This is a genomic window from Rhizorhapis sp. SPR117 (genome assembly GCF_021742065.1).
The window spans coordinates 13,383-32,873 of the sequence record NZ_JAKKIE010000012.1 but is presented as its reverse complement, the minus strand read 5'-3'; the positions used below and the strand labels follow the sequence as shown (position 1 = coordinate 32,873).

21 protein-coding genes are annotated in these 19,491 nt (G+C 64.1%); 9 read left to right on the top strand and 12 right to left on the bottom strand.

The features are described from left to right. Position 1: 1 nt before the first annotated feature. On the top strand, positions 2-739 hold the full coding sequence (locus tag L3X40_RS06770) for a DUF6796 family protein (protein WP_066556904.1): 738 nt from the start codon (positions 2-4) through the stop codon (positions 737-739). A gap of 230 nt (positions 740-969) precedes the next feature. Here L3X40_RS06770 and L3X40_RS06765 read toward each other — a convergent pair whose 3' ends face one another. From L3X40_RS06765 to L3X40_RS06750, 4 genes are all read right to left on the bottom strand, one after another. Beyond that, on the bottom strand, positions 970-1,635 hold the full coding sequence (locus L3X40_RS06765; protein ID WP_066556907.1) for an O-methyltransferase: 666 nt from the start codon (positions 1,633-1,635) through the stop codon (positions 970-972). Further along, complete coding sequence (locus tag L3X40_RS06760) at positions 1,632-2,858, bottom strand: FAD-dependent monooxygenase (protein ID WP_145907282.1); 1,227 nt, start codon at positions 2,856-2,858, stop codon at positions 1,632-1,634. The genes L3X40_RS06765 and L3X40_RS06760 overlap by 4 nt, the downstream gene beginning before the upstream one ends. A 34-nt stretch (positions 2,859-2,892) precedes the next feature. Beyond that, positions 2,893-3,315: an SIP domain-containing protein gene (locus L3X40_RS06755; RefSeq protein ID WP_197672701.1), complete on the bottom strand. Its 423-nt coding sequence runs from the start codon at positions 3,313-3,315 to the stop codon at positions 2,893-2,895. A gap of 72 nt (positions 3,316-3,387) precedes the next feature. Further along, on the bottom strand, positions 3,388-3,636 hold the full coding sequence (locus tag L3X40_RS06750; RefSeq protein ID WP_197672702.1) for a hypothetical protein: 249 nt from the start codon (positions 3,634-3,636) through the stop codon (positions 3,388-3,390). 87 nt (positions 3,637-3,723) lie between these two features. Between L3X40_RS06750 and L3X40_RS06745 the strand changes: the two genes are divergently transcribed. Beyond that, complete coding sequence (locus L3X40_RS06745; protein WP_066556909.1) at positions 3,724-4,404, top strand: TetR family transcriptional regulator; 681 nt, start codon at positions 3,724-3,726, stop codon at positions 4,402-4,404. Positions 4,405-4,445: 41 nt separating this feature from the next. Here L3X40_RS06745 and L3X40_RS06740 read toward each other — a convergent pair whose 3' ends face one another. Both L3X40_RS06740 and L3X40_RS06735 read right to left on the bottom strand, forming a co-directional pair. Continuing rightward, the gene (locus tag L3X40_RS06740; protein WP_066556911.1) at positions 4,446-4,850 is read right to left on the bottom strand and encodes a hypothetical protein; all 405 of its coding nucleotides are present in this window, start codon (positions 4,848-4,850) and stop codon (positions 4,446-4,448) included. Positions 4,851-5,131: 281 nt separating this feature from the next. Beyond that, positions 5,132-6,466 carry an MFS transporter gene (locus L3X40_RS06735; protein ID WP_082748578.1) on the bottom strand — a complete coding sequence of 445 codons (1,335 nt, stop codon included), beginning with the start codon at positions 6,464-6,466 and terminating at the stop codon, positions 5,132-5,134. A gap of 188 nt (positions 6,467-6,654) precedes the next feature. Here L3X40_RS06735 and cyoA point away from each other — a divergent pair, with 188 nt between their 5' ends. Then, positions 6,655-7,728 carry a ubiquinol oxidase subunit II gene (gene cyoA / locus L3X40_RS06730; RefSeq protein WP_272907927.1) on the top strand — a complete coding sequence of 358 codons (1,074 nt, stop codon included), beginning with the start codon at positions 6,655-6,657 and terminating at the stop codon, positions 7,726-7,728. Positions 7,729-7,801: 73 nt separating this feature from the next. Here the strand turns inward: cyoA and L3X40_RS06725 are convergent, their stop codons facing one another. Continuing rightward, positions 7,802-8,821: an IS110 family transposase gene (locus L3X40_RS06725; protein WP_237364979.1), complete on the bottom strand. Its 1,020-nt coding sequence runs from the start codon at positions 8,819-8,821 to the stop codon at positions 7,802-7,804. Positions 8,822-8,899: 78 nt separating this feature from the next. Then, complete coding sequence (locus tag L3X40_RS06720) at positions 8,900-9,157, bottom strand: GlsB/YeaQ/YmgE family stress response membrane protein (RefSeq protein WP_066556913.1); 258 nt, start codon at positions 9,155-9,157, stop codon at positions 8,900-8,902. A 319-nt stretch (positions 9,158-9,476) separates the two neighbouring features. On the opposite strand from L3X40_RS06720, the gene L3X40_RS06715 reads away from it, so the two are divergent. From L3X40_RS06715 to L3X40_RS06700, 4 genes are all read left to right on the top strand, one after another. Further along, positions 9,477-10,061: a DUF4142 domain-containing protein gene (locus L3X40_RS06715; RefSeq protein ID WP_066556915.1), complete on the top strand. Its 585-nt coding sequence runs from the start codon at positions 9,477-9,479 to the stop codon at positions 10,059-10,061. 59 nt (positions 10,062-10,120) lie between these two features. Then, the gene (locus tag L3X40_RS06710) at positions 10,121-10,567 is read left to right on the top strand and encodes a ferritin-like domain-containing protein (RefSeq protein ID WP_066556918.1); all 447 of its coding nucleotides are present in this window, start codon (positions 10,121-10,123) and stop codon (positions 10,565-10,567) included. A gap of 69 nt (positions 10,568-10,636) precedes the next feature. Continuing rightward, entirely contained in the window at positions 10,637-11,026 is a 390-nt protein-coding gene (locus tag L3X40_RS06705; protein WP_158511739.1) for a PRC-barrel domain-containing protein, read from the top strand. Positions 11,027-11,218: 192 nt separating this feature from the next. Continuing rightward, entirely contained in the window at positions 11,219-12,259 is a 1,041-nt protein-coding gene (locus tag L3X40_RS06700) for a sensor histidine kinase (protein ID WP_237364978.1), read from the top strand. Positions 12,260-12,640: 381 nt separating this feature from the next. Here the strand turns inward: L3X40_RS06700 and L3X40_RS06695 are convergent, their stop codons facing one another. Further along, on the bottom strand, positions 12,641-12,880 hold the full coding sequence (locus L3X40_RS06695; RefSeq protein ID WP_066556923.1) for a hypothetical protein: 240 nt from the start codon (positions 12,878-12,880) through the stop codon (positions 12,641-12,643). A gap of 106 nt (positions 12,881-12,986) precedes the next feature. Beyond that, positions 12,987-13,349 (bottom strand): hypothetical protein, encoded by a 363-nt coding sequence (locus L3X40_RS06690; protein WP_066556927.1) that lies wholly within the window; start codon positions 13,347-13,349, stop codon positions 12,987-12,989. Positions 13,350-13,513: 164 nt separating this feature from the next. On the opposite strand from L3X40_RS06690, the gene L3X40_RS06685 reads away from it, so the two are divergent. Beyond that, positions 13,514-13,768 (top strand): hypothetical protein, encoded by a 255-nt coding sequence (locus L3X40_RS06685; RefSeq protein ID WP_066556928.1) that lies wholly within the window; start codon positions 13,514-13,516, stop codon positions 13,766-13,768. Between the two features lie 40 nt (positions 13,769-13,808). Here L3X40_RS06685 and L3X40_RS06680 read toward each other — a convergent pair whose 3' ends face one another. After that, positions 13,809-14,585 carry a MucR family transcriptional regulator gene (locus L3X40_RS06680; protein ID WP_082748894.1) on the bottom strand — a complete coding sequence of 259 codons (777 nt, stop codon included), beginning with the start codon at positions 14,583-14,585 and terminating at the stop codon, positions 13,809-13,811. A gap of 580 nt (positions 14,586-15,165) precedes the next feature. Between L3X40_RS06680 and dnaG the strand changes: the two genes are divergently transcribed. Next, complete coding sequence (gene dnaG, locus L3X40_RS06675; RefSeq protein ID WP_066556930.1) at positions 15,166-16,800, top strand: DNA primase; 1,635 nt, start codon at positions 15,166-15,168, stop codon at positions 16,798-16,800. A gap of 261 nt (positions 16,801-17,061) precedes the next feature. On the opposite strand, the gene L3X40_RS06670 is transcribed toward dnaG, so the two are convergent. Beyond that, positions 17,062-19,452, bottom strand: a complete 2,391-nt coding sequence (locus tag L3X40_RS06670) for a phosphoketolase family protein (RefSeq protein ID WP_066556931.1) — start codon at positions 19,450-19,452, stop codon at positions 17,062-17,064. Positions 19,453-19,491: the final 39 nt, after the last annotated feature.

Sequence of the window (19,491 nt, the reverse complement as noted above, 5' to 3'; positions counted from 1 at the left end):
AATGACCGATACTGCCTCACTCCGCTGGCTGCGCCTGGCCGGAATCGCCGGCATCGTAGGGGCGATCCTCTGGACGCTCGGCGATGCGCTCATCGTCGGAGGAAAGGCGGCCGCGGCGGACTACCCGCTGCTCTTCCAGACCTATGCTCACCAGATCGAGCCCGATCTCGCGGCCGCGATGGTTTCGTCCTCGGAGACGCGACTGGCGGCCGGCGCCCTCGTCGCCGACATCGGTATCGTCTTCTACCTCGCCGGAAGCTGGCATCTGTTTCGCGGCCTGCTGCCGGCGGGCGCCAAATGGGCATGGCCAATCTTCGCATTGTTCATCTGCGGCAATGCCTGGTCGCCGCTCGGACACGCAGCCTTTTACTATCTGGGCATGGCCTACAAGACAGTGCTGGTGACGCCGCCAGCCGCGCACCAGGCGCTGCTCGATCTCGCCGCGCGTTTCCATGCCGTGCTGCTGATCGCCTGGCTGCTGCCGATCGTCACGCTCGGTCTCGCACTGCTCGGGCTCGGGGTCGTCATCGCATTCGGCCGGACGGCTTGGCCACGCTGGTTCGCGCTGATCGCCAATCCGGTGTCGCTGGTGCTGCTCGGCATGGTGATCGCATTCATCTCGCCCAAGCCAGTCTCGATCTGGCTCGACGGTGCGGCATTCAATCTCGGCTGGCTGGCAGTCTATACCCTATCGACGATTCTGCTCTGGAAAGGAGAGCGACGGACGTGCCCGCGTTGAGGGCTGCGGACTGAGGTTCCTTAACATGGGAATGGGCAAGTACGAGGCTGCCGGCGCATTCCTGAGAAGGTGGCGAGGCGGCAATGCCGCGGAGGACGTCGAACTGGGTCGCGCAGATCGAGGGCATCACCGCCGGACGACTGCCGCGCGGCGCGGCCGAGCCGCGGTGGTCGTGCGGGACGTGTCGCACTCATAACTCGACCGGGATGAGTCGCATCCGCATGGCCGATTCACCCGAACCGCATCGACAGCTCGACATCACCGCCGAACGGCACCGACATGTAGCCGTGATCGGGCGAGCGGACCCGCGCCAGATAGTCCTGGCTCCAGTCGGCGTTGTCGGCGACGATGAAGGCGCCGGGACGCAGGCGGCCCTCGACCAGCGCCAGCACGGCCGGATAGAGGCCTTTCGCGCCATCGAGCAGCAGGATGTCGATCCGGTCGGGCAGGTCGCGCGCCAGCGTCTCCAGCGCGTCGCCCTCGCGCAGCTCGATCAGATCGGCGAGGCCGCCGGCCGCGAAGTTTGCGCGCGCGCGCGCAACCTTGGACGGCTCGAACTCGCTGGTGATGAGCCGCCCGCCGCCATTGTCGCGGAGTGCGGCGGCAAGATGGAGGGTCGAGATGCCGAACGAGGTTCCGAACTCGACGATGCTCTTTGCGCCGGTCGAGCGGCCCAGCATGTAGAGAAGCGCGGCGGTCTCGCGCGAGACGGCCAGGTGCGCGTCCTTCATCCGCGTGTAGAACGCGCGGTAATCGGTCTTGCTCGCCATCATCGCGGCGCGCTCGTCTTCCGGCATCTCCATGATGGTCGGCAGCACTTGCGCGGTGGTCGCTTCGGCATCGGCGAACAGCCGGTCAAGCAGCGGGGCCAAGGGTGTGGCTGTGAGGGTCGTCATGAGGAGTCTCCGAATTGGTGGGAGGCGCTAGGATGGCCGCGCCAGAGCCTGGTAATCCTTGAGCGTGATCGGTTGGACCAGCAGGCCCAGGTCCGGGACGCCATTCGGGTGGCCAGGATCGTCCGGCGCCGTGGACTCGCCCAGCGTGTCCAAGGCCTCGGCGCTGACCGCCAGCGCGCTGTCCGCGTGGCATAGTCGCGCAGCTCGGCTTCGTAGGCGGCCGCGGCGGCCTCGAAGTCGCCTCGGTGGGCGGCAAGCTCTCCGGCGAGGATGTAGGCGCCGACCATCGCGACGCTCGTGCCCTGGCCCGTGGCCGGCGACACGCAGTAGCCGGCGTCGCCCACCAGGACGACGCGCCCGCGCGACCAGCGGTCCATGCGAATCTGGCTCATCGTGTCGAAATAGAAATCGGGCGCGGCCCACATATGCTCGACGATCTGCGGGAATATCCATCCCGCGCCGGCGACCTGATCGGCCACCAGCCGCTTCTGCGCATCAACGTCACGATAGTCGTAGCGCGGCTGCTCGGCATCGAAGCCGAAGCCGAAGCCGATATAGGTTCTGACGTCGAGGTCGGCGCGCAGGCCGAGAACGCCGCCGAAGATGCCGGCGTGCTGATGGAAGACCTGCAAGCGATCGAGGCCGAGGAAGTTCGGCATCGGGAAGACGGCCAGGCACCCGCCGATATAGCGGATGAACTCCGCCTCGGGTCCGAAGGCGAGGCGGCGCACGCCCGAGTGCAAGCCGTCCGCGCCGATCACCAGATCGAAGCGGCGGGGCGGGGCGCTGGCGAAGGTGACGTCAACGCCGCCCTCGTCCTGGGCGAGCGCGGTGATCCGGTCGCCGAACAGATACTCGACCGCGCCCGCGGCGCGGTAGAGGACGTCGCACAGCGCGTCGCGCAGGATCTCGACGTCGGGGCTGTCGAAGCGTCCGCCGGTCAGCGTGCGCTCGGTGCTTCGGAAAATCTCCTTGCCGTCGCCATCGACCACCGACATCCCGGTCTGACCCGTGCTGCGCTGGCGGAACGTGTCCAGCACGCCCATCCGCTCGGCGACCTCCAGGGCCGGGCCGCGCACGTCGAGCGCCTGTCCGCCCGGACGCAGATGCGGCGCGCGCTCCACCACCGTCACCTTGAAGCCATAGCGGACGAGCCAATGAGCGACGGTGAGGCCCGCAACGCCGGCGCCGGAGATGAGCACATTCACATCATTCTTCATCATCGATCACTCTTTGCTGGCAGCGGCTCGAAACGGATCAGTCGAGACCCGTCTTGCCGGGCGCCCAATAGGCTTTGGCGAGGATGCGGGCCGAGCTGACACCAGCAGCCTTCAGGGCGCGGCTTATCCGCTGGATCGACTGCGCCTTGCCGGTGAGGATGAAGCGGACGTCGGCGTCGGCGGCGCGGCGCACGATTTCGACTTCGACGTCGCCCAGATGCGCGTCGCCGGGGCGGCGCTCGCTCACCGTCGCCGTGACGCCCAGCCGGGCGAGAACCGGCGCGCATTCGGCGGCAGAACTCGCCTCGAACAGGAACGTGCCTTCGCCAAGGCCGGCGACGGACGCCGCCAGGCCGAACGAGGTCTCGTCGCCGAATAGGACGAAGCGGCTGCTCAGGTCCGCGAGGTCGAGGGAGGCGCGCGGGCCGAAGAACTGGCATTGCTGTCCGGCCGCCAGCAACCGAATCCAGGCGCTGGCCGGCCCGTCGCCATGCAGCCAGGCGAGGATCGAAGTCGCGCCGCCCGCGGCGTCTCAGGCGATCGGCGTATAGGTGCGCGCCGTCAGGCCGCCGCCGATCTTGATCTGAATCTTCTGTCCCGGCCGCCACGCCGCGCCGCGCAATCCTTCACCCGTAAACCCGATCAGGCGGAAGCGATCGGACAGCGCTTCGACGGAGGCGACGGTCGCGGACCGCATCAGCCATCGGACCAGGGCGCGGGTCAGCCGACCATCGGTCTGCGGCGGGGTCGCCATATCGGCGCCAGCGGTCTCCCTGCTCAACGGATAATCTCCTCGGTCGGGCGTCTTGCCTCCTCACATAAATACGACTAATTCGTCGCATTTACTATTCGCGTTCCCGAGACCGCCATGACCAGTCCAGCAACGTTGCGCATTTCCTCGCGAAAGCAGCCCAAACAGGAGCGGTCGCGCCAGCTCGTCACAGACATTCTGGCGGCCGCAGGTCGCGTTCTGGCGCGCGGGGGCGCGCGCCGATTCACCGCCGCGCGAGTCGCCGAGGAGGCCGGGGTCAGCGTCGGGTCGCTCTACCAGTATTTCCCCAACAAGGAGGCGATCCTGTTCCGCCTCCAGGCCGACGAGTGGAAGGCGACCGGCGGGCTGCTGGCAGGCATCCTCGCCGATGCGTCGCTGGCGCCGCTCGATCGCCTGCGCGTGGCGGTCCGCGAATTCGTGCGATCCGAATGCGAGGAGGCCGGAATGCGTATCGCGCTGGGCGACGCGGAGCCGCTCTACCGCGATGCGCCCGAGGCGCGCACGCTTCGCCTCGCCACCATGCGGACAGTGCGCGCATTCATGCGCGAAGCCCTTCCTCATGCGCCCGAGTCCAGGCGTCTGGTCGCGGCGGACATCATCATGATGTCGCTGGCCGCGGTGGGCAAGCAGGTGTCGGAGGACGGATATGCCCCCGCCGCGATCGACGCCCGGGCCAGCGCGCTCGGAGACATGTTCTGCGCCTATCTTGAAAATATGGACGCGAACGCCGTCGCCGGCCAGCGGCCGAGAGCGCGCGGCCAAGCCCGTCCGACATGAATGCGGCTGGCGCCGATCCATGCTGCCCTCCTGTACGGCGGTCATGGAATCGCCTGCGTGGCGGGCCGCTCGATCGTCAGCGCCATCATGATCCGCGTCGAGCAGAGCGCGCAGTCGAGGGCGGTCGCCGCGCCTTCGGGACAGTCGATGTCAGCGGGCCTTGGCCTTGATCCATCGAGCAGGCCGAGCAGCAGATGCTCGTCGTCGGATAGCGCCGGCGATTTGCCCACCGTCATGGGCCGGCCGAGCGCCGCTTCGTAAAACAGGATCAGGCTATCGAAGACGGGCGCGAGCATCGCGCAGTCATGCGCCGCGAGCGTCCTTGAAAGGCACGGCTGGACCGATCTCCCGCTGTCGCGCGCCTCCCGCCAGCATCGCGCCGTGTCGATCAGGATCGCGGCCGGGAGGATTAAAGGGCTTGGCGATGGCGAAAGGGCATAGGTCATCCGGCGTCACTTTCCTGCGTGGATCCCCTTTCTCTTCTTGAGAATTATTCGCAACTGGCTATCGGATCACAACGCCGCGTGCAAGGAGAGGCGCGTTGGCCCGTGTGGATCGCGGGTCGGCCAGGAACCGAAGTTAATACATCACTTGGTTCCCTGCAGGTCTCCATCGAGTTCGAGAGGTGCCGTGGCCGATGCCAACGAGCGCCGGTTCTGGGCGACAAGGTCGCGATCCCAAGCGGCGGCGGCGCCGCATCGTTCATCTCTGCCCCCGAAATCTCGATTCAAACCGCCTTTCGGCCCCATTCGCGGTTGATGCCGAGCGCGGCCAGGGTGCAGACGGCGCCCGAAAGGAGATAGGCGCCCACGGCAAGCAGTCCGAAGTGGGAGGCAAGAAGGAGCGCCGCCAGTGGCGCAAAGCCCGCGCCGATGAGCCATGCGGCGGTCGCGGTGGTGCCAGCGCCGGTGTAGCGGTGCCTGGACGAAAAGCTCCCGTTCACGACGCCGGACGATTGTCCGAAGGCGAGGCCGAGCAGCAGGAATCCAAGCAGCATATAGGTCCACTCGCCAGCACTGCCCTTCGACAGCAGCTGGGGCGCAAACCCGCTATAGGCTGCAATGAGCGCGGCCGACACGCCGAGCACCGTCCGCCGTCCGATCCGATCCGCGAAGAGGCCGGAAAGCACGACCGCTAACACGCCCACCACGGCGCCGACGATCTCGATCACGAGAAAGCGAACGGGGGGTTCATGCGTATTGAGCATGACCCACGACAGGGGAAATACGGTGACGAGATGGAAGAGGGCGAAGCTCGCGAGCGGCGCGAAGGCGCCGAGCACGACGGTGCGCCATTCGTCCCGGAACATCTCCAGCACCGGCGACGGCTGGAGTTCCCGGCTTTCGTACAGCCGCTCGAACCCGGGTGTCGAAATCAGGCGGAGCCTGGCAAACAGGGCGACGACATTGATCGCGAACGCCACGAAGAAGGGATAGCGCCAGCCCCATTCGAGAAAGTCGGCCGTCGACAGGGTCGTCAGCAGGAACGCGAAGACGGCGGATGCGACCAGCAGGCCCAGCGGTGCGCCAAGCTGCGGGATCATCGCAAACCAGCCGCGCCGCTCTGGCGGCGCATTGAGAGAAAGCAGCGAGGGCAGGCCGTCCCACGTCCCTCCGGTGGCGAACCCCTGACCGAGCCGAAAGAGGCCGAGCAAAAGGACGGCGAAGATACCGGCTGTGTGATAGCTCGGCAGGAACGCCATCGACATCGTCGATCCGCCGAGGAGAAAGAGCGCGATCGTCAGCTTCACGCCTCGGCCGTGGCGGCGATCGATCCAGAGAAACAGGAACGCGCCCACAGGACGGGCGATGAATGCGAGCGCGAACATCGCAAACGAGTAAAGTGTTCCGGTCAGCGCATCGACGAAGGGAAAGATGACGCTCGGGAAAACCAGCACCGACGCGATCGCGTACACGAAGAAATCGAAGAATTCCGAGGTGCGGCCGATCACGACTCCGACGGCGATTTCGCCCGGTTTGACACGGTGCTCGCGCGCGTTGACGAGCCGCGCGTCGCGCTCCAGGGGGGTGGAACTGGCCGGTCCCATGGTCGTGCTCACCATCCCGTGCTTTCCTCATCCCAGATCAAAATGTAGTGTGCGCCAGCAGTTTAACACCGACGCGAAGATTCGCGATCTGTTTAATGACGATGGCCGACTCGCGATGGCGATCACTTGATTCCCGTCAAAGTCGCGGCAGCCAGGGAGGGCTATCGGGTCCTATGCCAGGAAGAGAACCCACAATTCGCGGCGTGACTCGAGCCGTTTCCGCCGCCGGCGCGCTTGCCTTGCTCGGTGGCTGCAACATGGTCGTGATGAACCCGACCGGCGACATCGCCCTCCAGCAGCGCAACCTCATCCTCGTCGCGGTCGGCCTGATGCTGATCATCATCGTTCCCGTGATGACGATGACCGTGGTGTTCGCCTGGCGCTATCGTCGAGGCAACCCCAACAAGATATACGACCCCGACTTCGATCATTCGACGACCCTCGAGCTGGTCATCTGGTCCTGTCCGCTCCTGATCATCATCGCGCTGAGCGCGGTCACCTGGACCAGCACGCATCTGCTCGATCCTTTCCGTCCGCTCGAGCGCATTGGCCCCGGCAGACCCGTTCCCGCCGACGCCAAGCCGCTCAAGGTGCAGGTCGTCGGGCTCGATTGGAAATGGCTGTTCATCTATCCCGAGCTGGGCATCGCCACGGTGAACGAGCTCGCGCTCCCGGTGGACGTCCCCGTCCACTTCTCGATCACCTCGACCAGCCAGTTCAGCACCTTCTACGCGCCCACGATGGCCGGCATGATCTATGCGATGCCAGGCATGCAATCGCAGTTGAATGCCGTCCTCAACAAGCCGGGCGACAGCTGGGGCTACTCCGGCAATTATACGGGGCGCGGCCATTCCGACATGCGCTTTCAGCTGCATGGCATGGCGCCGGCCGACTTCGATCGCTGGGTCGCCCGCGTGAAAAAGGACGGGGGCGCTCTCACGGCGGCCGATTACCTCAGGCTCGAGCAGCCGAGCGAGAAGGTCCCGGTGATCCGCTACGCGGCGGTGCAGCCCCAGTTGTTCGACCGCGTCCTCAATCGCTGCGTCGAGCCGGACAAGCCCTGCATGAGCGACGTGATGGCGCATGTGTGGACGGCCCCTGCGGTGCAAGAGCTTTCGTGTAGCGATGAGCACCGGTCGGGTGCATCCATGTGTTCGGCCTGTTCGCGCAGCACCGCATGGCTGCTGGCCCTGATGAAGTCCGCGGATCGGATCCCTAATCACGTCATCGCGCTCGAAGCGCTCTGCTCCCCTGGGTTTGTTCGATCCCCGGTCTGACCGGTTTGTCATCACCACTCAGCTGCCCTTACACCATCCCTCCGCTCGCTTCAGCGGGCAATGAGGAAAGCGGTCACGCAGCGGGCGCTGCGTAGACTTCCTTGTGCGCCATCACGGCCCAGGCGATGCGGGCTGTCTTGTTAGCTAGGCCTACGGTCGCGATTTTCACCGGCTTGCGCTCGAGCAGTTGCGCAATCCATGGCTGTCTGGTGGTGTCCTTACGCGCCATCCGCATCACCGCGGTCGCACCGACGACCAGCAATTTGCGGAGGTACCCGTCGCCCTGCTTGCTGATGCCGCCAAGCCGCTCCTTACCGCCAGAGCTATGGGGCCTCGGCGTAAGCCCGAGCCAGGCAGCAAACTGCCGGCCTGACCGAAAGAGCGAAGCATCAGGCACGGCCGCAGCGATGGCCGACGCGGTAATCGGACCAATGCCAGGGATGGTTGCAAGCCGGCGACTAGTTTCGTCGGCCCGGTGCCAGGCGAGAATCTGCGCCTCGAGCCGGTCAATCTCGCTTGCCAACGAGCGTAGTTGAGACCCGATGGTATGCAGCGCTGAACGGGCGTGTGCCGGCAGCTTCGCCTGCTCCTCGTGAAGGAGTTTCATCAGCACGGTGACGCCGCCGGGCCCCTTGCCACTGACGATGCCGTACTCCGCCAGGTGCGCCCGCAAAGCGTTGATCAATGCGGTTCGCTGTCGCACGAGCAGATCGCGAGTCTTGTGGAGCATCAGCACCGCCTGCTGATCAACACTCTTTACCGCTACGAACCGCATCGTTGGCCGGGTCACCGCCTCGCAAATAGCCTCGGCATCTGCGGCATCGGTCTTCCCGCGCTTCACGTATGGCTTCACATAGGCGGGCGGCATCAACCGGACATCATGGCCCAGCGCCAGTAGCTCTCGACCCCAATGGTGCGCCGATGCGCACGCCTCCATCCCAACCAGGCACGGCGGCAACGATGAGAAGAACTTCACCACTTCGCCGCGCCGAAGCTGTCGGCGCACCAACACCTTTCCGTCGGCCCCGATTGCATGAACCTGAAACACGTTCTTCGCCAGATCGACACCGACGGTCACAACATCCTGCTGCATGGATCAACTCCTAGACGTGGCTCAACGACCACATCATTGCACAGCTACGCTGGTGCAGGGGCCGTCCACCCCATCACGTCAGCGCAGCGAACCGCGGCGCACCAGATTGACGATGGCAAGCAATATGACCGCGCCCGCCAGCGAGACGAGGAATGTCGTGATCGTCAGCGGCGCATTGTTGATCTCGCCTCGGGCCAGGATCAGGCCGCCGATGAAAGCGCCGACAATGCCTACCACAATGTTCAGGATGATGCCCTGCTGGCCGTCGGTCCGCATGATGAGGCTGGCAAGCCACCCGATGACGCCGCCGACGATGAGCCACATGATAATTCCCACGCCATTCTCCTGTCATCCAGAAGACGATTTGGCCACATCGACGCATCGTACCCGGAAAGTCCATAACCCCCAGTCGCTGATAGCGTTCCTGACGCTCCTTTCGGCTCCTCCGGACAAGAATTTGTCGGCTATCTTCAGGACGATGGCCGAAACTAGAAATAAAAGCGAACCAGCCTGTAACGATTCTATCGGCTGATCGTTATCAGGCAGCTCCAAGCGATACCTTTCAATTCCGAAGGCGCGTCTTCCAGCCAACGAACCGGTGCGTCCATTCTTGCAGGCAAAACCTGTCGGTTGCCGCGCCACGAAGGAACACGACATGAAACTTACTGTTTTTGCCCTTCTCTTGGGAACGGCTACCCTCGGCGCTGCGACGATTGCAGCGGCCCAGTCCACCTCCCCGGCCACGACCGGCAGCTATTCGAACGCGAACGCCGGCGTTGCGCCCATACACGGCCTCGATGGCGCGGGATTTTCCGCGGCAGCGTCCGACGGCAACCAGTACCAGATCGCGGCCGGTCGTCTCAGCTTGACCCGTTCGCAGCGCAGCGACGTCAAGGATTATGCCCGCCGCATCATCTCGGATTCAGAAACTGCCCAGCAGACGCTCGTCGCCTCGCTCAGCAACGATCAGCGCAAGATCACCAGGCCGACATCCAACCTGTCTGCCGAACGCGCCTCGATGCTCAAGCTGCTCCGCAAGACACCTCGCGGCTCGTTCGACAATCTGTACCTCACCCAATCTGCACAGGTGCAGCAGGCCAGCTGGGCCACGTACAAGGGCTATGCCGAGGATGGCGCCGACCAGTCGCTGAAACAGGTCGCCGGAAATGGCGTTCCGATTATCGAGCAGCAGCTTCAGCAGGGCAACGCGCTCCTGCCTTCGGCGCTTTCGGCGAACTGAGGGTCAAGGCCGGGCAGAGCGCTGTCCGGCCGGCTTCTCGACGATCAAAGGATTCGAATATGAGCGATACGCACGACGTTTCCGTCCTCAATGGTCTTATCACCACGACGCTCGACAGCATCAAGGGCTTCGAAGACGCAGCCGAAGATGCTAAAAGCACGCGGTTCGCCACGATCTTCGCGGACTTCGCGCGTGATCGGGCACAGGTCGTCGCTTCTTTGCAGGCCAGAGTTCGAGCGCTGGGCGACAAGCCGGAGGAGCGCTCCAGCCTTCTGGGCGCCGCACATCGCAGTTTCATGAACCTCAAGCAGGCGCTCACCGGCAAGAACGACAAGGCGGTCGTGGAGGAGGTCGAACGCGGCGAGGATCACATCAAGGCAAAGTTCGGAGAGGCTCTGAGGGATCCGGACCTGCAACCGGCCACGCTCGCGGTGATCCGGGAAGCCTCCGCTTCGGTCAAGGCAGGTCACGACCAGGCCAGCGCGCTGAAGCACAGCCTGGTTTGACGCTTGCACGATGACCGGGCGGCGGGCGCGTGCCTGCCGCCCGGATATTCCTTGGAATGGAGAATGGCCGTGGCCACCAATGCAGAAATTCCCATCGAAACTGCCATCGGCACGACCATGCTGATTTGCGCCGAGGATGTCCGAGGCATGGCTGTCCATGGCCGTGACGGCGACAAGCTTGGCACCATCGACAAGCTCGTTCTCGACAAGCGGACCGGCCAGGTCGCCTACGTGATCCTGTCTTCGGGCGGTTTCCTGGGCCTGGGTCAGAGCTATCATCCCATTCCCTGGGCGACGTTCCGCTATGAAGAGAAACAGGACAGCTATGCAGTGGCGATCGACAAGCGACTGCTCGAGGGCGCCCCCAGTTTCCGGCCGGATTCGGCTCCGGTCTTCGATGAGAGCTACGGTCGGCGCGTCACCGACTATTATCGGCTGCCGCCCGATGGCGCCGCCTGATTGCTCGCTTCCCGGCACGGTCCAGGAGGGAAGATTGATCCGGTGTCGAATAGACGCTGGTTTGCGCACGATCCATGCTAGGATAACGCTGCGATTCCATGCTCCCGGTCCGAGGGGCGACTCAATCGCTGTTACCCGGACACAGCTTTCACCCCGCGAGCTTTCCGGTTTTCCCCGGAAGGGGTGAAGATCGTGAACCGAACCACCCATCCCGATGTCGGGCATAATCTGGCGCTCGCGATCCTGGCTTCGACGGCCGCGCCGGCGCTGCTGCTCGACGGGGATCTGGGGGTGATCGCCGGCAGCGCATCCTTCTATCGCACCTTCTCTCTTGATCCCAAGAATGTGGCTGGAAAGCCGCTGTTCAAGCTTGGTGCGGGCGAGTGGGATGTGCCGCAGCTTAGATCCCTGCTCAACGCAACGCTCTCCGGGATTGCCAGGATCGAGGCCTATGAGATGGACCTCAAAGGCGATGCAGCGCCGCGACGGCTCGTCCTCAATGCCCAGAATCTCGACTATGGCGATGCCGAACAGATACGGCTGCTGCTCACCATTTCCGACGTCACCGAGGCGCGGATCAGCGAGAAGCTCAAGGACGATCTGCTGCGCGAGAAGGCGATCCTCCTCCAGGAGCTGCAGCATCGCGTCGCCAACAGCCTGCAGATCATCGCCAGCGTGCTCATGCAGAGCGCACGGCGCGTGCAGTCCGAGGAAACCCGCAGCCATCTCCATGACGCGCACCACCGGGTCATGTCGATCGCCACCGTTCAGCAGCAGCTCGCTGCATCGAGGCTGGGTGAGGTCGAGTTGCATGGCTACTTCACCCAGCTTTGCCAAAGCCTCGGCGCATCCATGATCCGCAACCATGATCAGGTGTCCATTGCGGTGACCGCAGATGGCAGCAGCGTAAGCGCGGACATCTCGGTGAGCCTCGGCCTCATCGTCACCGAGCTGGTAATCAACGCGCTCAAGCATGCCTTTCCAGGCGACCACAGCGGCAAGATCCTCGTCGACTATCACTCGCACGAGGCCGAGTGGAAGCTATCGGTCAGCGACGATGGCGTCGGAACACCCGAGACAATGGCGAGTGCCAAACCAGGTCTCGGTACGAGCATTGTCGAGGCTCTGGCAAATCAGCTTGATGCGACCGTTCAGACCGAGGCCGGATATCCGGGCACGACAATCTCGATCGCCCATACTGCCTCCGGGATTCCGGCCCGCGAACCTTTATGACGGCCCATCCTCCCCGCGGCCCGATGGGCCTTGAGGGCTCGACAGGCTGAGAGAGCCGCCGTTCGCTCCAATGTCGCCGGGCTGGACATCCGCGCCAGCGGCACAGCGCAGGCTCTGTTAGGCCGGAGCATGCCATAACTCGGCGCCCGCGGCTAAGACGATCACCGGCTGTTTGCGGATGAGGTCATCCCCACATGCATCTTGGGCTGACCGAAAAAGGCGGACTGTGAACATTCGACCTATCGAAAGGCTTGCTATCGACGCAATTTTCGCCAACCGAATATCAAACGAATAGTTGGCGGCAGCCGGAACTGGGTGCCTTCAAGGGAAACGCAGATCCGACAAGGCAATGGGTCTGGCGCCATCGGGCAGCTTCCGAGCCTAACCCGCTCCGACCGAGAGAATTACCAGGTCGACAAAATCAAGCCCATGATGAGATGACATATGGTCTTGTATGATCGTATAGCCCTCGCCCTCATGATCCCGCAGCCGCCGAACAATGGTCTGGAACGACGCGACATCGCCGCCACGGTCGCTGACTGGCCGGAATGTCGCCCGCCTTTCGCCGCGCTCGGCGATGAAGTGTCCGCCGTTTTCCAGCAATTCGTCAATAAGACCCAAGTCCACCCCCAGCAGATTGATCGCTCTTACCGTAGCCGGTGACTGGCCCCGGCACGTCGAATGCGGCGACGCACCTCGCTTCCGGTTTGCGCTCCAGGCGCCGGAATCAGCTGTCGATCCGGGCGATGATCTTCTCGGCATAGCGATCGTCGCCGGCATCATAGTCCTGAAAAGGAAAGAACGGCTCCGAAGTAATAACCGGACCCTTCAGACTCGAGAACTTCAACATGTCCAGCTTAGGTTCGGCCGGCCTTTCACCATTTCTTTCGATCACGACAGCGTCCACGAACCGCTCGCCCCCGCGCGTGAACACGACATGCGGAGCAAGGATCATCAGGCCGCGATTGTGGGTCACGCGCACGCAAAGGTGATTTGCGATCGCATGCGCAAATACATTTTCATCCGGATCATTTTCGGCCGGCTCGTCATCTTGCAAGCACAGGGACAGGATTCGTCGATTCTCGCTCATGCCTTGTGGCTATCTCGCACATCGGCTCCTCGCAATCGAGAATAAGACGTAGAATAGGAGCAAAATCCACGCACAGCCCTCCGGGACGGCCGGTGTCGATCAGATGGAAGAGGAGAGCCGGGCAGGCTGATCACACTGAACGATCGCGATCCGGAGATCCCTACATGGACGAGAAACCCATGTCCGACAAATGCTTCGCCGGTGCCTTCAACATCGCCCTTGCGACGCTTGGCAGTGCGGCCGCGATCGAAATCAAGAAGCTGACCAGAAGCCGCGACGTCGTTGACCTTCCCGATGACGATGGAGAGTTTGCCGCGCTATTCACCGCCACGGCTTCACCCCAGGGTCGTCGCGCCGCCTACCGCCTCTGCACGCAGGTTGATCGGCGCGGTAGGCAAAGACTCGATGACCGCCCGTGAGCGACCCGACCCTCGGCCGCTCCGCCGAAGGCCAGAACCCCTATTCTGCAGGCTGCGGCGAGGCTGCCGCTGCGTCGGTATCGCCGGCATTCACCGGCGTCTCAGCGGCCGCGCCGCGACTCCGCCGCGTTCCTGCCTTCTTGCCCGCCGGCGTCTCGCCTTCCCGGCCAAGTTTGGCCTTCACCGTCGCAAGTTTTCCGGGCCGCGTCTTTCGTGCTTTCGTCGCGCTTGCGGAGGTGTCGGCCGCGGCTTCGCCCGTCGGCGGAACGGCTGCCACGGCCGCGGGCGCGGTCTTTGCTTTTCGTATTCGGCTCGGCTGTTCTGCGCGCGCTCTCGGAGCCGACACAGGGCCGGCCGGCGCCTCCGCTTCCACGGGCGCCTCCGCCTCTCTGGGCGCCGCCGACTCCGTAGGCGCCGCTGCCTTTTTGCGTCCGAGGCCGAGACGCTGCGCAACCTCACGCCGCTGTTGCGAATAGCCCGGCGCGACCATCGGATAATCCTTGGCAAGCCCGAAGCGGACCTTGTACTCGTTCGGCGTCAGCCCGTGCGACGAAAGATGCCGCTTGAGGCTCCTATAAGGTTTGCCGTCGATCAAGCTCACAATATGGTCGGGCGATGCCAGGCTTTTGCGCACCGAAACGGCTGGGGCGTACTCCGGCTCGGACGGCGGCGCGGGAACGGCTTCCCCTCCCAGCGCGGCTCGCGTCGTCCGAATCAGCTCGGCGAGCTCAGAACTCGGCACGGTGTTGTTCGACACATAGGCGCTCAGGAGCTCCACGGTCAGATTAGTGAGATCGGGCTTCTCTGCCTCGGCCATGATCAGCTCCATGCATGGTGGGAACGCGAACGCCGATAAAGGCGACGGCTTTCGAACAGGCAAAGGGGACTCCTGCCGTCAGCCACCGGCGAAGTCAAAGGGAAGAGGTGAAAAAATCAGGCGACAAGGTCGCAAGCAGCGCAATCCTGGTCGCCGATCCGCGCGGCCTGTCGCGCCGTGGGCAAGATAGCGCGCGGACTCAAATTCACTATTGCGTGGTCTCATGCTGCCGAGGGGCCGAGCGATAGAAATCCGCGTCATCGCACCAATGCCCACTGCCGGTGGTCGCATCGGCGACGAGGAGATCCTTGCATCAATTCATGCGAGCGCGGCCGGTAGAGAATGATTGCCTCCAACGAGCGCCGTGACGTTTCTCTCCATCCGGCGCGGAATGCCGCCGGTCCAATCGCGCGCGAGACATGCCGCATCTCTGGGGGTCCGACGCGGCCGGGGCGACAACGGAACCTGTCCGTTCGAACGATAGAGCAATCCGGCCTCTTGGAATCGTCTGCCACTATCCTCAAATATTTCTGGGCAGTCGTATCCACCTCCCGAGCTAAGGCCACCACACGACACTCCGATGCGCTTCCCGCCCGCCTTTCTCGATGAGGTTCGAGCCAGGACCAAAATCTCCGACGTCATTGGCCGCTCCGTCAAGCTGATCAGGGCGGGCAAGGAGTTCAAGGCATGCTGCCCCTTCCATAGTGAGCGGGATCCGAGTTTCACCGTCAGCGACGAAAAGGGCTTCTTCCATTGCTTTTCGTGCGGCGCGCATGGCGATGCCATTCAGTTCCTGATTGAAGCGAACGGCTTGGGATTTGTCGACGCCGTCAGGGAGCTGGCGGCCGCCGCCAAGCTCGAGCTTCCCGCCGCCGATCCCCGGGCCGCTGAACGTTCGGCCTATCGCCAAAGGCTGTTCGACGTCCTGGCCGAGGCGAGCCGCTGGTTCGTCGCGCAGCTGGCGGGGCCGCAAGGGCATGCTGCCCGCGCGTATCTCGACGCCCGCGGCATTACGCCGGACACGCGCGAGGCATTCACCCTCGGCTACGCGCCCGCAACGGGTCAGGCTCTTCTCGAGGCATTTCAGCATCGCAAGCCTGGCTTGCTTGTCGACGCCGGGCTCGTCATCGCGCTCGCCAATCGCGCGCCCTATGATCGTTTCCGCGACCGGCTGATCTTCCCGATCCGCGATATCCGCGGCCGCGTCATCGCCTTTGGCGGGCGCGTCCTCGACGACGAGCGCCCAAAATATATGAACTCGCCCGAAACGGCTCTGTTCGACAAGGGAAGCACGCTTTTCAACGTCGACCGGGCCGTCGTGGGAACCAGGCGATCGGGACGGCTGCTCGTCGTTGAGGGCTATATGGATGTCATCGCGCTCGCCCAGGCTGGCATCGAGGAGACCGTCGCGCCCTTGGGTACTGCGCTCAGCGAAGCGCATATCGAACGGCTCTGGACCATCGCGGACGTTCCTTTGCTCTGCTTCGACGGGGACGCTGCCGGCCAGGGGGCCGCCGTGCGCGCGGCGCTCCGCGCGCTGCCGGGGCTCGTACCCGGCCGTTCGCTCGCATTCGCACCGCTGCCAGAGGGTCAGGATCCCGACGAGATCGTCCGCAGCGGCGGGCGCGCCGCAGTCGAGCTCCTCATCAAAGCGCAGGCTCCGCTCGCCGATCTGCTCTGGCACCATGAGTTCAACAACGCCCAGACGGCGACGCCCGAGGGCCGCGCCGGGCTCCAGCAGCGCCTGTCCGACCATGTCGCGAGCATCCGCAACGCAACTGTCGCCGATCAATACCGCATCGAATTCACGGCGCGCTTCAATCGACAATTCCCACCGCTTGGTCCCCCTACGGAAAGCCAGGCAACTCATTCGGTCGGCGCCTCCCACTCCGGGGATATCCTCAATCGCTGCATCCTCGCGGGTCTCGTCCGCTATCCAGAACTCGTGCCCGACCACCTTGCCGCCATCAAGGCACTCCCGCTGGGCGATGATTCCCTTCGACGTATTCGGGATATCCTCACCGAAAAAGGCCAGGCCGGCCATGACCTTGCGGGCGGCATCACACGGGCGGGGCTCGGCGATGCCGTCGTCGCGTTGATGCACGCGGCGAGCCTGCCTTTCTCCTTCCTCCGCAAACCACCCTCGGAGCGAGGACGAGCCGACCTCGCAGCCGCGATTAACGCCCTCGAGCGAGAATTCTCGCGCTTCAGCTGAATCCCCGCCCGTCGATCCGGTTTGCCGGTGGTGGACGTTACCCCTCCCGGCAATCGCCTCGTGGGGGACGAACATTCGCCGAGCTATGAAGCGCCGGTCGCGGCAGCAGACGTCGCCCCCGGTGCCTCGCCGCGGACCATCCCAATGCCCGAGACAATCGCGGACCATAAGGCCAGGCTGCGATCGATCCTACTCAATGCGCGCTGGCATTCCTGGCCGAAATCCAAAGGTCCCCGATGCCGAGTATCGCGCTCGCCGTCGTCAGTCCGACCAGGTCCAGTCCCTGATCTCCGGCAGATCGTCGAAATGCTCGCGGATGTAGGCCTCATGCTCCGCGAGCAGAGCGTTGCAGCGTTCGATCAGGTCGCTGTTCGCGGTCAGCGCACCCGATACGTAGCGCAGCGCGTCAAGGCAGAGATGCAGGCGGCTCATCTCGTTGAGGACCACCATGTCGAACGGGGTGGTCGTCGTTCCTTCCTCCATGTAACCACGCACGTGGAACCGCTCATGCGCCGACCGGCCATGCAGCAAATCGTGGACGACGCCCGGATAGCCGTGAAAAGCGAACACCACCGGCACGTTGGCTGTGAAAATCTCCACGAAGTCGGCATCGCTCATGCCGTGCGGATGCCGATCAGCGGGGGCCAGCCGCATGAGATCGACGATGTTGACCACGCGAACCTTGAGGTCGGGGGCATGCCGTCTCAGCATCCAGGCAGCGGCGATCGTCTCTTGCGTAGGCACGTCGCCGGCGCAGGCGAGCACGATGTCCGGCGCCTCGGGCTGATTGCTGTACATGTCCCACACACCCGCACCGCTCGCGCAATGCGCCTCGGCCTCCGCCATCGTCAGCCATTGCAGTTGCGGCTGCTTGTCGATGACGATCAGGTTCAGATAATTGCGGCTCCGGAGACAGTGGTCGGCGACCGAGAGCAGGCAATTGGCGTCCGGCGGCAGGTAGACACGGGCGACAACCGGCTTGCGATGAATGATCGTATCGATGAAGCCCGGCCCCTGGTGGCTGAAGCCGTTATGGTCGTTGCGCCAGCAGGTCGACGTCAGCAGATAGTTGAGCGAGGGTATGTCGGCGCGCCAAGGCACCCGGCGGGCATGCTCGATCCATTTGGAATGCTGCATCGCCATCGAATCGATGATCATGGCGAAGGCTTCGTAGGTCGCGAACAGGCCGTGGCGGCCGGTGAGCGTGTAACCTTCGAGCCAGCCGTGGCAGCAATGCTCGCTCAGCACCTCCATCACTCGGCCGCCGTGCGAGATATGGTCGTCGCCCGGTTCGATCTCGCTCACGAGACAGCGATCCGAGGCGTCGAACACCGCACCCAGCCGGTTCGAATTTGTCTCGTCCGGACAGAAAAGGCGGAAATTGTCGGGATTGTCGCGATAGAGGTCGCGCAGATATTGGCCGAGAACGGCGGTGGAGCCGATCCGCTCCGCAGCGCGCCGCTCGAACCGGACCTGGTATACCGTATAAACAGGAAGCTTGAGCGGCTTCGTCAGCAAGCCGCCATTGGCCTGCGGGTTGGACCCCATTCGACGGTCGCCCTCCGGCGCCAGCGCGGCGATCTCGGGCTGGAGCCGTCCGTCAGCATCGAACAGCTCTTCCGGGTGATAGCTGCGCAGCCAGTCTTCCAGGATGCGCAGATGCTCGGGGTTGGTCCTGACCTCCGAGACCGGCACCTGGTGGGCGCGGAACGTACCCTCGATCTGCACGCCGTCGACGATCTTCGGGCCGGTCCAACCTTTCGGCGTGCGCAGCACGATCAGCGGCCAGACCGGGCGATCTCCGAGGCCGTTCGCACGCGCTTCCTTCTGGATATCCCTGATCCCGAGGACCGCGGCCTCCAGCACGGCCGCGAACTGCTGATGGACGACCATCGGGTCGTCGCCCTCGACGAAGACCGGCGCATAGCCCTGACCTTCGAAGAATTTGGCCAGGTCGGCATCGCTGTGTCGGGCCCAGACGGTCGGGCCCGAAATCTTGTAGCCGTTGAGATGGAGGATCGGCAGCACCGCGCCGTCACGCGTCGGGTTGAGAAAGTCGATGCTTTTCCAGCTTCCGGCGAGCGGCCCGGTCTCGGCCTCGCCATCGCCGACCACCGCCGTCACCAGCAGGTCGGGATTGTCCATCACCGCCCCGAAGGCATGAAGCAGCACATAGCCAAGTTCGCCGCCCTCGTGGATCGAGCCGGGGGTCGGCACGCTGACGTGGCTCGGGACGCCGCCCGGGGTCGAGAACTGGCGGAACAGGCGCAGCATGCCCGCCCCGTCGCGTGTAATCTCGGGATAGAAATCGCTATAGCTGCCCTCCAGCCAGACATTGGCGATCAGCGCCGGGCCACCGTGGCCGGGACCGGCCATGTAGATGGTGTCGAGATCATATTTGCGGATCAGCCGGTTCATGTGGACGTAGACCAGGTTGAGTCCTGGCGACGTACCCCAATGGCCGAGCAGCCGCGGTTTGATATGCTCGATCTTCAGGGCCTCCCGAAGCAGAGGATTGGCCGACAGATAGATCTGCCCCACATTGAGATAGTTGGCGGCCCGCCACCAAGCGTCCATCCGTTTCAACTCGTCGGCATCGAGCGGGGCGGCCGGATCGAACGAGCCATGGCGGACATCTGTGTCGTGGGTCATCGGGGCTCCCGTTAAAATCGTTTCAAAGCGGCGCGCGTG